The sequence below is a fragment of the Leuconostoc fallax genome (assembly GCF_004354645.1).
GTDB classification, from domain to species: Bacteria; Bacillota; Bacilli; order Lactobacillales; family Lactobacillaceae; genus Leuconostoc_B; species Leuconostoc_B fallax.
Genome location: NZ_PUFI01000002.1, coordinates 38,258 through 54,578, shown reverse-complemented (window position 1 = coordinate 54,578; position 16,321 = coordinate 38,258). Strand labels below are relative to the sequence as shown.

19 protein-coding genes, 1 tRNA gene and 1 riboswitch are annotated in these 16,321 nt (G+C 36.6%); of the genes, 13 read left to right on the top strand and 7 right to left on the bottom strand.

The features are described from left to right. Nucleotides 1–23: 23 nt before the first annotated feature. Nucleotides 24–1,706, bottom strand: a complete 1,683-nt coding sequence (locus C5L23_RS00280; RefSeq protein WP_133264125.1) for an alpha-glucosidase — start codon at nucleotides 1,704–1,706, stop codon at nucleotides 24–26. Nucleotides 1,707–1,847: 141 nt separating this feature from the next. Here C5L23_RS00280 and C5L23_RS00275 point away from each other — a divergent pair, with 141 nt between their 5' ends. After that, complete coding sequence (locus C5L23_RS00275) at nucleotides 1,848–2,735, top strand: alpha/beta hydrolase (protein ID WP_133264136.1); 888 nt, start codon at nucleotides 1,848–1,850, stop codon at nucleotides 2,733–2,735. Between the two features lie 27 nt (nucleotides 2,736–2,762). Here the strand turns inward: C5L23_RS00275 and C5L23_RS00270 are convergent, their stop codons facing one another. From C5L23_RS00270 to C5L23_RS00255, 4 genes are all read right to left on the bottom strand, one after another. Further along, nucleotides 2,763–3,263 carry a DUF1440 domain-containing protein gene (locus C5L23_RS00270; RefSeq protein ID WP_010006845.1) on the bottom strand — a complete coding sequence of 167 codons (501 nt, stop codon included), beginning with the start codon at nucleotides 3,261–3,263 and terminating at the stop codon, nucleotides 2,763–2,765. Between the two features lie 64 nt (nucleotides 3,264–3,327). Then, nucleotides 3,328–4,146, bottom strand: a complete 819-nt coding sequence (locus C5L23_RS00265; RefSeq protein WP_010006843.1) for a Cof-type HAD-IIB family hydrolase — start codon at nucleotides 4,144–4,146, stop codon at nucleotides 3,328–3,330. 21 nt (nucleotides 4,147–4,167) lie between these two features. Beyond that, nucleotides 4,168–6,024, bottom strand: coding sequence for an FAD/NAD(P)-binding protein (locus tag C5L23_RS00260; RefSeq protein WP_010006842.1), 1,857 nt, complete (start codon nucleotides 6,022–6,024; stop codon nucleotides 4,168–4,170). Nucleotides 6,025–6,151: 127 nt separating this feature from the next. Continuing rightward, the gene (locus C5L23_RS00255; RefSeq protein WP_010006840.1) at nucleotides 6,152–6,802 is read right to left on the bottom strand and encodes an NAD(P)H-hydrate epimerase; all 651 of its coding nucleotides are present in this window, start codon (nucleotides 6,800–6,802) and stop codon (nucleotides 6,152–6,154) included. A 174-nt stretch (nucleotides 6,803–6,976) separates the two neighbouring features. Between C5L23_RS00255 and C5L23_RS00250 the strand changes: the two genes are divergently transcribed. The 3 genes from C5L23_RS00250 to C5L23_RS00240 all read left to right on the top strand — a co-directional run bounded on the left by C5L23_RS00250 (nucleotide 6,977) and on the right by C5L23_RS00240 (nucleotide 8,375). Then, a tRNA-Ser gene (locus tag C5L23_RS00250) sits at nucleotides 6,977–7,064 on the top strand. A 267-nt stretch (nucleotides 7,065–7,331) separates the two neighbouring features. Further along, nucleotides 7,332–7,826, top strand: coding sequence for a MepB family protein (locus C5L23_RS00245; RefSeq protein ID WP_133264124.1), 495 nt, complete (start codon nucleotides 7,332–7,334; stop codon nucleotides 7,824–7,826). A 54-nt stretch (nucleotides 7,827–7,880) separates the two neighbouring features. Next, nucleotides 7,881–8,375: a P-loop NTPase family protein gene (locus C5L23_RS00240; protein WP_010006839.1), complete on the top strand. Its 495-nt coding sequence runs from the start codon at nucleotides 7,881–7,883 to the stop codon at nucleotides 8,373–8,375. A gap of 85 nt (nucleotides 8,376–8,460) precedes the next feature. Here the strand turns inward: C5L23_RS00240 and C5L23_RS00235 are convergent, their stop codons facing one another. Then, nucleotides 8,461–9,099 carry an NAD-dependent epimerase/dehydratase family protein gene (locus tag C5L23_RS00235; protein WP_133264123.1) on the bottom strand — a complete coding sequence of 213 codons (639 nt, stop codon included), beginning with the start codon at nucleotides 9,097–9,099 and terminating at the stop codon, nucleotides 8,461–8,463. 205 nt (nucleotides 9,100–9,304) lie between these two features. Between C5L23_RS00235 and C5L23_RS00230 the strand changes: the two genes are divergently transcribed. The 9 genes from C5L23_RS00230 to C5L23_RS00190 all read left to right on the top strand — a co-directional run bounded on the left by C5L23_RS00230 (nucleotide 9,305) and on the right by C5L23_RS00190 (nucleotide 14,700). Further along, complete coding sequence (locus C5L23_RS00230) at nucleotides 9,305–9,592, top strand: YciI family protein (protein ID WP_133264122.1); 288 nt, start codon at nucleotides 9,305–9,307, stop codon at nucleotides 9,590–9,592. 48 nt (nucleotides 9,593–9,640) lie between these two features. Next, a complete protein-coding gene (locus C5L23_RS00225) occupies nucleotides 9,641–9,973 on the top strand; it encodes a DsrE family protein (RefSeq protein ID WP_010006836.1) in 333 nt (110 codons plus the stop codon). An 86-nt stretch (nucleotides 9,974–10,059) separates the two neighbouring features. After that, on the top strand, nucleotides 10,060–10,308 hold the full coding sequence (locus tag C5L23_RS00220; protein WP_010006832.1) for a hypothetical protein: 249 nt from the start codon (nucleotides 10,060–10,062) through the stop codon (nucleotides 10,306–10,308). A 146-nt stretch (nucleotides 10,309–10,454) separates the two neighbouring features. Continuing rightward, nucleotides 10,455–11,375, top strand: coding sequence for a DMT family transporter (locus C5L23_RS00215; RefSeq protein ID WP_240034412.1), 921 nt, complete (start codon nucleotides 10,455–10,457; stop codon nucleotides 11,373–11,375). Nucleotides 11,376–11,546: 171 nt separating this feature from the next. Further along, on the top strand, nucleotides 11,547–12,221 hold the full coding sequence (locus C5L23_RS00210) for a type 1 glutamine amidotransferase (protein ID WP_133264121.1): 675 nt from the start codon (nucleotides 11,547–11,549) through the stop codon (nucleotides 12,219–12,221). A gap of 22 nt (nucleotides 12,222–12,243) precedes the next feature. Then, nucleotides 12,244–13,029, top strand: coding sequence for a glutamate racemase (murI, locus tag C5L23_RS00205; protein ID WP_133264120.1), 786 nt, complete (start codon nucleotides 12,244–12,246; stop codon nucleotides 13,027–13,029). Between the two features lie 56 nt (nucleotides 13,030–13,085). Continuing rightward, a riboswitch (guanidine-I (ykkC/yxkD leader) is annotated at nucleotides 13,086–13,185 on the top strand. A 48-nt stretch (nucleotides 13,186–13,233) separates the two neighbouring features. Continuing rightward, complete coding sequence (locus C5L23_RS00200; protein WP_010006828.1) at nucleotides 13,234–13,608, top strand: ACT domain-containing protein; 375 nt, start codon at nucleotides 13,234–13,236, stop codon at nucleotides 13,606–13,608. Between the two features lie 101 nt (nucleotides 13,609–13,709). After that, nucleotides 13,710–14,255 carry a Gfo/Idh/MocA family protein gene (locus tag C5L23_RS00195; RefSeq protein ID WP_010006826.1) on the top strand — a complete coding sequence of 182 codons (546 nt, stop codon included), beginning with the start codon at nucleotides 13,710–13,712 and terminating at the stop codon, nucleotides 14,253–14,255. After that, complete coding sequence (locus tag C5L23_RS00190) at nucleotides 14,215–14,700, top strand: Gfo/Idh/MocA family protein (protein WP_133264119.1); 486 nt, start codon at nucleotides 14,215–14,217, stop codon at nucleotides 14,698–14,700. The genes C5L23_RS00195 and C5L23_RS00190 overlap by 41 nt, the downstream gene beginning before the upstream one ends. 138 nt (nucleotides 14,701–14,838) lie before the next feature. On the opposite strand, the gene brnQ is transcribed toward C5L23_RS00190, so the two are convergent. Then, nucleotides 14,839–16,197, bottom strand: a complete 1,359-nt coding sequence (gene brnQ / locus C5L23_RS00185) for a branched-chain amino acid transport system II carrier protein (protein ID WP_010006823.1) — start codon at nucleotides 16,195–16,197, stop codon at nucleotides 14,839–14,841. Between the last annotated feature and the right edge of the window lie 124 nt (nucleotides 16,198–16,321).

Here is a 16,321-nt window from a genome sequence, read left to right as displayed (position 1 = left end):
TTGAACTCCTTTTATTTGAAAGCCTAATAAGCGTAAACTTTTGCTTCAAATGGTCGTAAAGTCTCACCTTGGTCATCTGAATAGTTTTGAATGAGTAATTTATGTTGAGTCGGTAAGGGATAATGACGTGTGAGTGTTTGATCAGTGAAATTAGCAATGATTAAAAGTGTTTGCGTATTATTTTGTCGAGTATAAGCAAATACAGCATTGTCATTTTCATTCTCTGGGACTAAAGCAAAACGGCCATCGGTAATCACCGGTAATTCATGACGTAACTGAATAAGACGCTGATAGAAGTAGAAGATAGAATTGGGATCTTTTAAGGCCGATTCAACGTTAATGTTGTGATAATTATGGTTAACTTTTAACCATGGTGTTGCGGTGCTAAAGCCAGCATGTGCGGAATTGTCCCACTGCATGGGTGTTCTTGCATTGTCACGGGAGCGCGCATGTAGGTAAGACATCATGGTTTCAGGTGCAACCAATTGTGTATCGTCAACAAGTTCGTGATAAGCGTTAATTGATTCAAGATCTTGATAATCGCTGAGATGATCAAAGTTGACATTTGTCATACCAAGTTCTTCACCTTGATAAATGTATGGTGTTCCCTGCATGAAATGTAGAATCGTTGCAAGCATTTTGGCGGAATATACTCGATAAGCAGGGCTATCATTTCCAAAACGTGACACAACACGCGGTTGATCATGGTTGTTCCAATATAGACTATTCCAAGCTGTACCAGACAACGCAGTTTGCCATTTAGTTAAGTTATGGCGTAATGCTTCTAATGTTACAGGTTGGTCATACCACTTGCCTAAAGCCGGATTAGGGTTACCATCTAACCCCATATGTTCAAATTGGAAAACCATATTTAATTCACGGCCATCAAGATTAGCGTACTTTTTAGATTCTTCGACTGTTACCCCAGCTGTTTCACCTACTGTGATCCAATTATAACGACCTAAAACTTTTTGATGCATTTCTTGTAAATAATCGTGGACACGAGGGCCATTGGCAACAACATCTGCAGCGTTACCAAAAGGCGCTTCGGCAGATTGTGGGCCATCAGGGAGTCCAGTTGGCTTGGAAATTAATGAAATGACATCCATTCTAAAACCATCAATACCTTTATTAGCCCACCAATTCATCATGTCAAAGACAGATTGTCGGACATTAGGATTTTCCCAATTCAAATCAGGTTGTTCTTTGGCGAATAAATGGAGATAATATTGGCCAGAATCTTTGTCAAATGTCCAAGCAGGACCTGAAAAGAATGATCCCCAATTATTGGGCGCATGACCATCGACTGGATCATGCCAAATATAATAGTCACGGTAGGGATTATCTTGACGCCCTTGGCGGCTTTTTTTGAACCATTCGTGTTCAGAGGAACTGTGGTTGACAACTAAATCCATCATAATTTTGAGACCGAGTTGATGCGCTTTGCTTAATAACGCTTCAAAGTCTGCCATATTACCAAAATCAGGGTTAATGGCTTGATAATCAGAAATATCATAGCCTCCGTCAATATTAGGTGTTTTATAAATTGGATTTAGCCAAATGACATCTACACCTAACTTTTTTACATAGTCTAGACGACTGATAATACCTTTTAAATCACCAATACCATCACCATTGCTGTCCTGGAAACTACGCGGATAAATTTGATAAACGACTGCTTTTTGCCACCATTTTTCTTCTGTCATGGATAGACTCCTTCTTTTTTGGAACGTTCCAAGTTATTTATACACACAATATAAAACGTTTTTATGCAAAATGCAAGCGCTTACAATTAATAATTTAATTGATTTTAAGTGTGCTTTGTTATACTAAAGAAAAGGAGTGATATATTGTTTAAAGATCGAAAATATCAATTTGTCCCAGCTAAGTTACCTGAAACAATCGAGAAAATGCATCTAAACGTGCCATATATGTCTGGAAAGCGGCATCAATTAGATGTGTACTTGCCTCAGGGACCTGGTCCGTTTCCAGTAATATTTGATATTTATGGCGGTGGTTTATTATTTGGGGATAAATCGTCTCTCAAATTAGAGCCAAGCCTACGTTTTTTAGCCGATAAATTTGCTGTTGTGAGTGTCGACTATACACCAAATACTACTGAGCATAATGTTTTTCCAAATCAGATTTCTGAATTAAGATTGGCTTTAATCTATTTAAATAATCATGCCGAACAATATCATTTGAATATGGATGATGTGACGGTAATTGGTGAGTCAAGTGGGGCGCAGCTAGCTGTATTGAGTGCTGCTAGTTTTTCATCCAATGTTATATTGGGTGATGCATTCAATGATTATCGTATCCCAAAGATCAAGCGCGTTATTGCGATGTATGGGCCGTATAAACTGGATCAGTTTAAATCGGAGTTTACGACTTTAGGTTTACAACCTAAATTTTCTGAAACGGGAACAGCAAGTGCTTTTGAAGGCATTATGTTAGGTAATCAAGCACCTAAATTAGTACCCGATTTAGTAGCACAAGCTAATCCTGAAAGTTATTTCACGTATCATATGCCACCATTAATGCTGATTGCTGGTAAGCATGATCATGTTGTCCCTTATTTGCAGAGTGTTGCATTATCAGAGGCTTATCAAGCAAAAGTTTCACCAGATACTATTGAAACAGTGTGGGTTGATCATGGAGATCATGGACCAAAAGATTATAATAACGCTGATATTCATGCAAAAAAATTGGTTTTCATCCAAAGAACAAAATAAAAAGCAACGCCTGAAAGGCGTTGCTTTTTATTGACGATGGGTTAATTGCTGATAAACCTTAGTTGCAATGGCATCATTAGTCCACATCCAAATACCATGACCAAGGGCTTCGGATAAGTGTTCTTCCATGGGCTGTTCTTTAGCAGTAGGAATTGTCTTTGTTTTTGGTAATAAAACGAGATGGAAAGCGATCCAGACCGCTAACCCGAAAACAGTACCACCACCTGCAGCAATTTTAGGTTGATATTGCTTTAATGCCGCATACAACGTGGCAAATACAATAGAGAAAGTAAAATGAATAGCATAACTTGTCATTGGTAATTCATGATCAAGATAGCGATAAGTTTGATGTGTCACACTTTTAGGGATACCAAGTTGCGCCAACAATTGTTGTGGTGGATTCGTTTCATCACGTTCTTGCGTTCTTGGTGGGAGAATATTTTCCCACCCAAGTTTGACTAATCCTGAAACAAGACCAGCTGCAATACCGCCAATTAAGACAGCTTTGAAATTAATATTTTTTGTCATGTTTTCCTCCACCTTATCTAAATGATATAGTTATTCTAACGTGAATTGTATTTTTTGCATAATATTAGCTTATAATTAATTGGTCAATAGTATACAAAACACCACTATGATTATTATCATTATGCACGATTTGATAATCTTGTAAGAGGTTTAATTTATGTCGTGTATTTGGCATTAAGTAGGGATGGCCAACAAAATTGAGCATCTCTAGATCATTGCCACCATCACCAAAAGCAGCAATATTTTGTGGCTCAATACTTAAATTTTGAGCTAAAATTTTAAGACCAGATGCTTTATTAACATGGGCGGGAACAATGTCAATACCACCGGTTCCTGTTTCAGTAATATGGACACGATGCCCAAGTGCTTGGTGTGCGGCATGATAAAACAGTGATTCATCATGGTTTTGCCAGTTCATTGTTACTTTAAAAATGGGTTGATCAATTTCATCAACATCATCAAAATATTTCTTTTCATTGAAATACTGAAAGTAGCGCTGATTCATCCCTTTAGGATTACTACGTGGCATGTAGGCTGTATGATCCGTTGCATAGACGAGACCATGATCTGGCCGTGGTTGATAATGATTGAGTAAAATTTGAATATCTTTTAACACATCAAGCGGCAATGCCTTTTCGAATAGTACGGTATTATCACTTCGGATAACACGCGCACCATTGTTCGTGACAAAGTTAATGGGATAATCTTTAAAATGTTTAAAAATCATATCAATTCGTCTTTGGTGAACACCTGTTGCGACAGCAAATTCAATATTTTGTTGTTCTAATTTTTCAAAAACTTTCTGAAAAAGAGGCGCATCAAAAGACTTATCATCTCTTAAAAAAGTACCATCTAAATCAGTTGCAATCAGTTTAATTGACATAAATTCTCCAACATTTGCGGGCTAAGCCTGTGACAAAATATGCTGAGCAATCCAAGCACCTTCACGTAAGATAATAGTATTGACACCAGGTCGAGGAATAACTGTCATAAACCACTTAACGCCCTCAACTGGAATACCATATAAATAGATATTGGGTTGCACTTGACCTTGGGCGTTCAAAATTTCAAATGTCCGTAAGTCAATATTTGCAACATCTAACGTATAAGTACTTTGATCATTACGAGTGTAAGTAGGGGAAACCAGCCAACCTTTTTGTCGCAGATTCTGAATCAAGGGATTTTTAGCAAGCTGTAAATGAATCGCACCTAAATGTGCTTCAACTAACACATTACCAAATGCACTATGCCCGCGTTTATCACGCATGACAAATTTACCATTCTCGGTTGATATGCTAATTTCAGGGGCCATAATTGTTATAATATCAGCTTCAATTAAGGCCTTAAGTTGTTCAATACGATATAAAGGTGGTCCAACAGATAAGCGGACATTTATTGCATTAAAGTCTTCAAGAAAAGTTTCATAGTCTTCATCCGAGAAATAGTGTTTTTCAACTAATAAACGAATTAAATCACGCATATCGCGCAAAGTATCAAATGAACCAGCAAAGGGTGCTACTTTGTTACCTTGGCGAGCATCTAAAATATCATCATTAAGGTAATCAATGATGAATGCTTGATAATCGACATTATCAGCTAAATGTTTCTCCGGATGCATGATTGTCTCAATATCAAAAGGGGTATCAATAAGGCCAAATGATTGGCTCGTCTGTAGTAAATCCGGGCTGGTTAATAAGGCTTGCTTTAATTGCTCGCTCTGAGCATAAGCTAAATTATTTTGGTCACTGTTTAATATGTTAAGTAAGTGTTTATAGGTTAATTCTTTAATTAATAGTGATTTAAAATCATGATATGCTAGTTGACCATGATTAGCGGCTTTTAAGGCATCTAATGCAGGTAACGTAAAGAATTGAGGCTGATAAAGCTCACTCGTGGTTTTCTGATTTTCGCCACGCGCATGAGGTGGAAATCCACTGCGTGATCCAGCAATGATTTTTGGCTCTTTACCAGATGGTATGTAGCGTAAGGTATTATCTACCTGGCGAATAAATTGGCCATCATAACCCTCGGTTAACGCAGCCATATAATCAAAAAAGCTTAATCCTAATCCCCGTAACAAAACGGTATCTTGAGCACTAAAATGTTGTAGTTCTACTTCGGCGGGATGTGCAGGTGGCATATATGACAAATGATACTGATGTGCATAATCTTGGAATTTTAGTTCTTCAGCTGTTAACTCGTTATCAGCGTGCCCTAAAGCCATTACGACCTGATCAGCCAAAAAGCTTGAACCATCATTTAAAGTCAGTTGATATTTATTAGCGAGTTGGCTAATATCCTGAATACTTTGTTGTGTAAATTCTAGCGTGTGATTATTTGCTAGTTTATTGTATTTTTGTAACCATTCATAGAACCAGGCAGCATACACGCCAAATAGGCCACGAGGGACAAACTGATTGGCATCAATATTGTTTAAAATATCATGATAAGCATTGGGAAATTCAGGATGTTGTGCTAAAAAGTCCTGTGCATGGCTTTGACACCATTGGTATAAATTAGGACCGGCTATTGGCGTACCGCCATTAACTATAGAGTCGTCACTGAATAAGGTAATTTGCTCTACGATGGTATTCATTAAGAACTTTTCATTTTGTGGTAGGAATGGATCCCATACACGACCACCAATCGCATAATTGTCGAACAATTGGATATTAATTGATAATTGACTATCCGCAAGATTTAATAAGCGTTCAGCAACAGTGAGACCGCGTGGACCAGCACCAATAATTGCAACTTGCATAGGTTTCCTCTGTTTTTCAAATTAGATTTTATACATAATTGATAGTAATCAGACTTTATTATAAGTGTTTATACTAACCTTTTCAAAGATATGTCCGATGTAAAAATAAAAAACAATCCGTAGATTGTTAAATTGAGATGCTAAATTGAAAATCTTCAGGAGCCAGAATACCAATATCTTTAACGACAACGTCGCCGGATAGAAATTTACCATTGCCCTTTGTTAGACCAACTTTATTGAAACTAAAGGTCACAGTCTTTTTTGCTTTGAGTGTGGCGCCACGCACTTCGCCAGTTGTGGCATCGATACCGGTGGGAATATCAACAGCGATGACTGGCTTTTCAATGTGATTGGCCGCTTTAATCATTTTCTGTAGCCCTTCAGGTAGCAGTTTATTAAGTCCTACACCAAAAATGGCATCAATAATAAGAGAAGCATTGTTGAAATCAGATTTTTCTGCACGATGTAAGCCGTATTGTTCAGCGATATGAAGTTGATGCTTCACGCTTTCTTTGGCACGATTAACGTTACCTACAAATTGCAGGGTGACATTAATACCTTGTAAATAAAGTAAACGCGCAATTGCAACCCCGTCAGCACCATTATTACCCAAACCAGCTAATACAAGTACGTGTGTCAAGTCGAAATTACCAGCACCGATGACATCAATGACAGATAAAGCAGCACGTTCAATTAAAACGTCTTGGGATATACCAATCGTTTGAATTGTATAAGTATCTAATTCTTGCATTTCTTTTGCGGTAACTAATTGTGCCATTTTCTCAACCATTCCTACAATTATTGAAGCTTGATTATCTTTCATTATTATATCGGGAAAAGGGCTATGATAAAAGACCCAGTGTCATCTCGTGATGAAATATTGTTAAAATTGACCAATTGTTAGAAAATAGTTGCTAAGCAAGGTTTAATTTGGTATGATTATTATTGCTTTGGAGAAGTACTCAAGCGGCTGAAGAGGCGCCCTTGCTAAGGGTGTAGACGTGTTAAAGCGTGCGAGGGTTCGAATCCCTTCTTCTCCATTTAGCATTTCATGGCGTTGCATAAGGTTTTTAAAACCTTGATGTGGCGCTTTTTTTGTCAAAATAAATATGATAGTTCTACGGCTGTTATGAAAATGACGTCTGAATTGAACCTGTCGATTTTCATTGTAACTTTGAAACTAAATTATCAAAATTATCATATCAAACAACATGCGGCATTTAAAGTTAATCGTTGTAGATGAAGCGTGCTATTTATATTGTATGATGGATACACGTTTTAATATGATATATGAAAAGGAAACACATATGAAAAAATCACTGAATCTCGTTAGACAGGTCATTAGTCAAGTCCAAAATCAGGATGTGACATGTGTAACTTCAGAACCATATAATAGTGAATATGAAAGTTTAACATTTCTGATTAATAACATAAGTGTGCGCAGCCGTTTGGCTAAGAAAACGCCAACAAAGGCAGGCTATTTTGTAGTAGCATGGGAAAAAGATAATCACGATAATAATAAGCCTTTTGACTATCAAGATAGTCCAGATTTACTGATGATTACTGTTATCGATAATGATAAAAAAGGACAATTTATATTTCCAAAAGACATTTTGGAAAATAAAAAAATATTAAGATCACCAACATCTAAGGGAAAAATGGCATTTAGAGTTTACCCAACTTGGGTTAATACATTGAATAAAACTGCCCTAAATACGCAACGATGGCAACAAGAATATTTTATAGATTTGTCAACAGATATGGCGATGGATAAGATAAAAAAATTATTGTATTTGTACTGATTATTCAACTAAACGAGAGATGCCATTAGACTATTCACGATTAGAAGGAAATAAATGATGCCAATTTTTATTGTGATTCGTGGTAATTCTGCTAGTGGAAAAACAGCATTGGCTAATAAATTGCAACAATATTTTGGCTACAATCATTGTCTTTTATTACATCAGGATACGATTCGTCGCGAAATACTTCATGCAGGTGATGATGTGGGGACACCCGCAGTTGGGATGATTGAAGTGCTCATTAAATATGGCTTTAATCATTGCAAAGTCGTTATACTTGAAGGCATTTTGCGTAAAGATGTATATGGTGAAATGATATTGGATGCCAGTAAACAATTTGCAGAGGCTAATTTTAGATATTATTTGAATGTTTCATTCGAAGATACTATTAAGTACAATGCTTGGAAAGCGCACCCGTTTAGTGTGGAAACTTTGAAAAAATGGTGGCGTAATGAAGATTATTTGAATAAGTCAGATATTATATTAAATGAAAATAGTGTGGATAGTTTATGTCATCGCATTATTTCAGATGTTAGCCGATATATATAGAACGAAATGGTGTCTTTATAAGACTTTAATACAAGCACATAACGATTGCGTGTTATGTGTTTGTCTGGCATCGCATGCTGAATTATTATTCACGGTGAACAGTTCGGTGCATGAGCACACTCTGCTTGTTTAATACGATATGACAAATTTCTTGGGCAAAAAAATCTCGGGAAACTGGGCGGAGTTGTTTAAAGTAATTTATCCAGGTAAGATGTGCCAAAATAATACCAGGAATATAAGAACTTTTACGTGCTTTATCAAAGATAATACCAGGATAAACACTATATGATCGATTTGGTAGGCGCTCTGTCATCTCCTTTTCAACAGCATACTTAGCATTTAAATATGGTTTCATAAAGAAGGGACCACTGTTGGCTGAGATAAACAGGAACTTTGGTTTTGGCTCTCGAATGAGGACATCAATTATATTTTTAGCTGGCTGGTAACTACTATTATGGTAATTTTGCTTTTTGATTGGATTGGGTAATAATATTCCCACAGCATCGATAACCCAGTCAGCATTAGCAGCAATATGTTGCCACTGATCCGGCTGGCTTAAATCAACAGCATGATAGGTGGCATGGTCTATCAATCCTGGTTTAAAGCCATGTCGAGATAAACTGTGTATATCAAATAAATCAGGTGAAAGTGCTTTAATGATACCCTGGCCTACGAATCCCGTACCACCAGCGATAACAATTTTTTGTTTTTCTAAATGTTGCATGACGTTACGTCCTTTCACATTTTTATTGATTAATCCGTCGCTGTACTTAGTATACAAATCAGATATTATATTTCACACAGAGATGCTCAATATGCATAAAATATTGTGCTTAAGATGATAATGTCGTTTAATCATTGACAAGCAAGGACCATTTGGTTATATTATCTTCACTATAACTATTTCGAATACAGACAAGGGGTATGCAATGTTTATTATTGATTTGACTTATACTAAACCATTATCAGAGGTGGAAAAATATTTACCAGATCATATTCAATATTTGGAAAAATATTATGAATCTGGGCATTTTATGATGTCAGGTCGTAAAGATCCTCGCGTAGGTGGTGTAATCCTTGCTAAGGGAGAGTCTCTTGAAACTATAACAAGTATTTATCATGAAGATCCTTTTTTTATAAATGAAATTGCAACGTATACTGTCACAACATTCATCCCCTCAAAATGGGCAGCAGATTTTCAAAACATCTTGGGCTAATATCAGCCATATTTAGATTATAATGTGAGCTAAAGGAGGTGCTTTACGATGAATGTTATTTTTCATATTGATGAAACTAATCGATGGCAGACAGCGTTAGCTAATATTAAAAATTTTTCTGAATGGCAAAAACAACATGCTGATAAAGGAACAATTGAGTTGTTAATTAATGGTGAGGCTGTTGAGCAGGCTGTTACTGGAGACGCCATTAATCTTGAGCAATTGGTAAATAATGGTATTGATGTTGCTGTGTGTCAGAATGCCATGCGGCAACGTCAGATAACGCATACCGATTTACAACAAGGTGTCAGAATTGTACCTGCTGGTGTTGTCGAGTTGGCTATGAAACAAACAGAGGGCTTTAGCTACATTAAACCTTAACCTGCATCACTATTTTTGTGTACGAGAGAACATTTAAACTGAGTTTAATTTTGTGGGCTTATGCTATAGGTTGTAGGAGGATAGTTATGTCTAAACGTATTGCAATTAGCGTAATATTAGATAATCTAAAAGCCTTATTGGGGGAGTATTTAGGTGTCCAAATTTTTGATAAAGCGATTATGCATTTATCATTATCAGAACCAATTAGTGATGGTGCAATTTCAAGTGAGAATGCATTAAAAATTATGGATTTTGTACGATCTCAAGCACAGATACCAAAAAGCAAACTTATTTTGGTCGACAAATTTAGGCACGCAATTATTGAATCAGCGTAAATTAAAAACAAAGAATCCGAAAGGGTTCTTTTTTATTATGGTTTGCAAAATTATTTCAAAAAAATAATTTTTTGTTAATTTTATTGTCATTTTGTTCTAAATGCGTTAGATTATACCGGAGATTCTTTTTAGGGGGACAGATTTTGTTGGAAAGAAAGCATGTAAATATTATATTCGGTGGTCTAAGCGCAATATTATTTGGTATCAGTGGCATCTTAGCGAGTGTGTTGTTTCAACGTATTAATATGGTGCCTGAATGGTTAGTTGGCATGCGTATGTTTTGGTCTGGTCTATTATTAATCCTTGTTTTAGCGTGTAAATTCGGTGGTTCAATTTTTAGCATATGGTATCGTAAGGCTGATGCTATATTGATTATTTTATTTGGCGTTATCGGTGTTTTATTAGCACAATCGAGTTTTTTCTTATCTGTTTATTTTGGTAATGCAGCGATGGCAACTATTTTACAATCGTTGGGACCCACTATTATTATTATTTTATTGAGTATATTTTATCGAAAATTACCAGTACGAATGGATACTGTATCGATTATTATTGCTTTAATTGGTGTCTTTTTATTGGTGACCAATGGTGATATTGGACATTTAAAAGTGACAACTCAAGCTCTTTTTTGGGGTATTATATCAGCATTTGGTGTAGCAGCATATACTTTAATACCACGACCATTACTTCAGCAACATCACGCATTGCTAGTTGTCGCTTGGGGATTATTAATCGGTGGTATTGCTGAAAATTTGATACAACCGCTGTGGCATATACCAAATAATTTACAAGTGATTGATTGGTCAATGATTGGCTTTATCATCATTGGTGGTACTTTAGTGCCCTATGCTTTATACGTTTTGAGCCTATGTCATCTCGCACCAACAACCGCAAGTTTGCTAGGAATTATTGAGCCGCTCACGGCTACGTTGATTTCTGTTACTTTGCTGGGTGTGCAATTATTACCTGTTCAAATGATTGGTGTGTGCCTCATTCTCTCAACAATTATTTTGATTAGCTTACCGGTGGAACGTATCGTTGAAAAATTTTTAAAACGGCGCGCATAATGTTTCACGTGAAACATTACTCAGAAAAACGCATTACGTTGGCCAGAACACAATTACTAATTTTTAACAATCAAGTTCAATATATCCAAACGCAACATTAGGTACCATTATGATTGAGTACAATTTAACGCCGTAAGCTGTAAAATACCTATAGGGAGTTAATTAAAAAAAATGAAAATAAGTATTATTCAGCATGTCGCATTTGAAAAACCAGGTTTAATAGCGGAGTGGGCGCAATTTCATCAGCATGATGTTAATATAATTGAGATTTTTAAACAGCAAAAGTTACCTAGGATTCAGGACTTTGATTTGCTAATTGTTTTAGGTGGACCGATGAGCGCAGATGATGATATATCATGGTTATTTGAAGAACGCCGCTTGATTAAAGAAGTAGTGGATCAAAATAAACCAATGCTGGGTATTTGCTTGGGTGCTCAACAATTAGCAAAAGCTTATGGTGGCCGCATTGTAGCAACACCCAAGGAAGTGGGTTGGGCAAGTGTCACTAGTTCAGCAGCGATACAGCCATTGTTTTCTGAAGCTGTTCATTGTACTGCTTTGCATTGGCATGGTGAAGGTTTCACGTTGCCTGAGGGTGCTCAACGGCTTTTTACCAGTGATTTGTGGGAAAACCAAGGATTCATGTTGAAGAATGCTATTGGCTTACAGTTCCACTTGGAGACGACATTAGAAACACTGCAGAACATCATTAAAAATGATGCTGCATTTGTTGAAAACTCAAAATTAGAACAAAGTGTCGCAGACATATTAGCGACGACGCCATCGGCAATAAACAAAAAAATATTATTTCAGATATTAGATTATTTATCTCAAGTAGCGTCATAATATAATGAACGGGGGAAATCAGATGTTATCTAAACAACCAATTGGGGTTTTTGATTCAGGTGTGGGTGGTATTAGTACATTAAGGGTACTGACACAAATGCTTCCTAATGAAGATTTTATATTCTTTGGGGATTCATTACATGCACCATATGGCAGTAAAACAGCAGGACAGGTGGTTGATCTATCACAAAAAGTTGTGGACACGCTTTTGGCGCAAAACGTGAAAGCAATTGTTATTGCTTGTAATACTGCGACAAGTTCTGCCAAACCATGGTTAGTTGACCATTATCCGAATGTACCAATTATTGGGATTGAACCAGCATTAAAAGAAGCGGTTGATGATGGTCATCAGGATATTTTAGTTTTAGGAACAGCCTTGACACTAAGCCTACCAAAGTTCCAAACGCAACTGGACCAATATCAAGAGAATCATCATATTACAGTATTACCCTGCCCTGGATTAGCAGATTTGATTGAGCAAGGTGATAAGCGATTAACCGATATTAAAGCATTACTGATTGATTTATTTAAGGATATTCAAAATAGGTCGTTTAGCGCTGTTGTTTTGGGCTGTACACATTATCCATTTATCCAACCGCTCATTGAAACGTATTTGGCACAGAAAAATAATATTAAGTTCTATACAGGTTATGAGGGAATTGGGCGTCAGTTAATTCGGACACTCGAACAAAAAAATTTATTGCGTGAAAACCATGACAAACGTTATATTAAATTTTTAACGAGTAAAAAAGGGCAAGATGAACTTGAATTGTATAAGAAATTATTTAAAAATGGCATTCAATTATAAATGTGTGATTTCATGGTAAAATATTGACCACCTTAATATTATTAGGTACAATTGCTTTACTAGCTTTCTAGGGTTCCGCTATTCATAGGTCTGGTCCAAGAGAAAGCCTACAATATGATTGTATTGTAGCCACGGAAGGATAAAAGCCTGGGAGATATTTCTTAATTGGAGTATGTCTCGGGCTTTTTATATTAGGAGGAAATTATGGAACTTGTTGTATTGGCTGAGCCGTTATCTGTTTTTCAAATTCATGACGTTAAGGACATCGATTTGTCAGTTAGACCTTTGTACCTTGGTTTAACACAAGACGAATTGTCTGTTGTTGCGCCAACAACGGCAGTACCTGAACAGACTGTTAATCGTGAAGATGGATGGCGCGCTTTCAAGATCAGTGGTGTATTAGATTTTAGTTTGGTAGGTATTTTAGCTAAAATATCATCATTATTAGCGGACGAATCAATTAGTATATTTGCCATTTCAACTTATAATACAGATTATGTGCTAGTAAAAGAAGAAAATTATCATAATGCCGTAGCAGCATTACAACATGCGAATTATACAGTAATTACAGCGGATTAAATTATAAAAGAGCAGCCTATTTGGTTGCTCTTTTATAGTTATTTTTATAAAGTGAAATTAAATGTATTGTCGTCAGTGTATGCTACTTTGGAGGAAACACTATGTTGAATTTTGGCGTTATTGGTACAAATTGGATATCAAAGAAATTTATATCCGCCACGCAAACACATCATCATGCACAAACAGTGGCTGTTTTTTCAAGGCGTCAGCAATCAGGGCAGGCGTTTAAAGCGGATATTGGCATAGATTTTACGGTATATGATCAATTGGAAAGCTTTTTGAACCATCCATCAATGAATGTTGTCTATATTGCCTCGCCTAACCATGTTCATTTTGATCAAATTATGATGGCTTTAAAAGCCAACAAACATGTGTTGGTTGAAAAACCAGCAGTTATTTCATCACAAGAATTACAACAAATCCAAGATTATCTACGTGAGCACCCACAATTATACTTTATGGAAGCCGTGAAGCAAACTTTCTTTACTGCATTTCATGCTGTTGAAAAGGCATTACCAGGAATTGGTCACATTATTGGTGCTAATTTAAATTATTTAGCATATGATGAAAATAAAATTCAGTTTGCTAAGCAGGAGCCATTACCAAGTGTTTTATCCGCGGCGTGCAGCCAGAGGTGTCCTGTATGATTTAGGCGTGTATTTGGTGCATAATGCCTTGCGCTGGTTTGGGGAACCATTAGATTATCATTACAAAGCAAGTATTGTAGATCATCCTGATGGCGCGGATTATTTTGGTGTCGGGACACTCATTTATGATGACTATCAGATTAATTTTTCTGTTGGGAATCATACATATAGTGAATTAAAGAGTGAAATTTATGGTGACCATGGGACAGTGATTCTTGAACATCCGACACATTTGGAACATATTAAAGTGATAACTGATGATCAAAATCAGCAAAGCACCTCTTACCCAAAAATGGCCAATACGATGATGCCGGAATTGGATTATTTTATCAATATGGTTCAAGATAATCAGAGTCAGAAAATGTGGCGGCAAATGCATTTCACCGATAAGGCAGTTGAAATATTAGAAAATATGCGACAATCAGCGCATATTACTTTTAATTAAAATCTGAATACACCATCGTATAAATATTCATATACTTATATTTTAGAATATTTATACATTATGAACTATTTGTTTTAATTTGTATAAAAAAGCAGCCTCTGAACTATCGGAGGCTGCTTTTATTTGTATTATTTTTGGTTATCCAGTAATCGACCCATCTTTGGTTACTATAGGATTGGTTAATTTTTGAATCATAATAGCTAGAACGAAACCAATCAGACATGGGACTACCCAGCCAAGCCCGTGATTGGCTAGAGGGAATATTGCATAGTATGTGGTTGTTAACTGCGTCATGCTAGAAGATTGCGTTAAGGGAAGGTGCGTTAGAGCATCCATGATAGCGGGCAGAATTACTGCAGCAATGGTTATTCTATAAACAAGTGCAGAGTGGTTAAAATATTTAGCAGTTAGAGATAATAAGATTAAGGTTAGGACTAATGGATATAAGAACATAAGGACGGGGACGGCCCAGGACACAATGTTGGTGAGTCCAGCATTAGCAGTGATAAAGGAGCCAATTGATGTCACGCGTAACCAGTTAACATAGCTAACTTTCGGGAGTACCCGATGTAAATCTTGTGCAAATGATGAAATGATGCCCATTGCCGTAGTGAATACGGCTAATGTAATGACAATACTTGTTAAAATATTACCGAAGCTACCAGTATAATGTGTGATAATTGCCGCAAAAGTTTCACCGCCATTGGGATAAATTGCGAGTTGACCTAAGCTCATAACGCCCATTAGTACGAGTCCTGTATATAGAATAGCTTCGGCGATAATACTAATTAATCCTGCTTTGGCTAGTGTTTTAGGTAAATGATGATCAGCAAAGCCTAATCCTTTAACGGCATAGACGATGGTGACGGCAAAGGCAAGTAAACCTAAACCATCCATTGTATTATAGCCATCAAGAAAACCTTGAAAGAATGCAGCGTTTTTGTAGGCAGCCTGTACTGGCTGATTTAAGTTACCCATTGGTAAAGTAAAGGTAATCACAAGTACCGTACCAATTAAAATTAGAAATATTGGATTTAAATATTTGCCAATCCAATGTGTAAGATTTGTGCGATGAACCGTTGCAAGATAAGCTAAAACGAAGAAACATAATGAGAAGACAAACATGCCTAAACTCTGGTATTGCGTACCAATTAATTGTGAAATACCCATGGAATAGGCAGTAGCAGCTGTACGTGGGGTTGCAAAGAACGGCCCCAATGTTAAGTGTACGAGAATTAGAAAGGCAGTTGCAAACCATGGGGCAACGGGTTTGGCGATGTCATAAATGCCCTTACTACTGGTTACACCGATTGCCAACATAGCTAAAAATGGCACTAATGTTCCGGTAATTAAGAATCCTAATGTAGCCGGTAACCAATTACTTCCAGCAAGTTGCCCAAGTTGGATGGGAAAGATTAAATTCCCTGCGCCAAAGAACATACCGAAAATTAGGGATGCAACGAGCAATATTTTTTGGCGTTCATTTTTGTGTGTCATGAACAGTCTCCTCAAGATGTTATTAGCAAATAAAAAACCTGATGAACTGTAGAACAGCTGATCAGGTTTAAGTTAATAGTGCTTCACTTACCCATTATTAGCTGCCCATCAAAAATAGAATTGA

Bases quoted from the DNA above. Each gene is read 5' to 3' on its own strand.
- C5L23_RS00210 (WP_133264121.1), top strand. From the start codon at position 11,547: ATGAAAATAAGTATTATTCAGCATGTCGCATTTGAAAAACCAGGTTTA.
- murI (WP_133264120.1), top strand. From the start codon at position 12,244: ATGTTATCTAAACAACCAATTGGGGTTTTTGATTCAGGTGTGGGTGGT.
- C5L23_RS00200 (WP_010006828.1), top strand. From the start codon at position 13,234: ATGGAACTTGTTGTATTGGCTGAGCCGTTATCTGTTTTTCAAATTCAT.
- C5L23_RS00280 (WP_133264125.1), bottom strand. From the start codon at position 1,706: ATGACAGAAGAAAAATGGTGGCAAAAAGCAGTCGTTTATCAAATTTAT.
- C5L23_RS00265 (WP_010006843.1), bottom strand. From the start codon at position 4,146: ATGTCAATTAAACTGATTGCAACTGATTTAGATGGTACTTTTTTAAGA.
- C5L23_RS00195 (WP_010006826.1), top strand. From the start codon at position 13,710: ATGTTGAATTTTGGCGTTATTGGTACAAATTGGATATCAAAGAAATTT.
- C5L23_RS00235 (WP_133264123.1), bottom strand. From the start codon at position 9,099: ATGCAACATTTAGAAAAACAAAAAATTGTTATCGCTGGTGGTACGGGA.
- C5L23_RS00230 (WP_133264122.1), top strand. From the start codon at position 9,305: ATGTTTATTATTGATTTGACTTATACTAAACCATTATCAGAGGTGGAA.
- brnQ (WP_010006823.1), bottom strand. From the start codon at position 16,197: ATGACACACAAAAATGAACGCCAAAAAATATTGCTCGTTGCATCCCTA.
- C5L23_RS00255 (WP_010006840.1), bottom strand. From the start codon at position 6,802: ATGGCACAATTAGTTACCGCAAAAGAAATGCAAGAATTAGATACTTAT.
- C5L23_RS00245 (WP_133264124.1), top strand. From the start codon at position 7,332: ATGAAAAAATCACTGAATCTCGTTAGACAGGTCATTAGTCAAGTCCAA.
- C5L23_RS00260 (WP_010006842.1), bottom strand. From the start codon at position 6,024: ATGCAAGTTGCAATTATTGGTGCTGGTCCACGCGGTCTCACTGTTGCT.
- C5L23_RS00225 (WP_010006836.1), top strand. From the start codon at position 9,641: ATGAATGTTATTTTTCATATTGATGAAACTAATCGATGGCAGACAGCG.
- C5L23_RS00220 (WP_010006832.1), top strand. From the start codon at position 10,060: ATGTCTAAACGTATTGCAATTAGCGTAATATTAGATAATCTAAAAGCC.
- C5L23_RS00240 (WP_010006839.1), top strand. From the start codon at position 7,881: ATGATGCCAATTTTTATTGTGATTCGTGGTAATTCTGCTAGTGGAAAA.
- C5L23_RS00270 (WP_010006845.1), bottom strand. From the start codon at position 3,263: ATGACAAAAAATATTAATTTCAAAGCTGTCTTAATTGGCGGTATTGCA.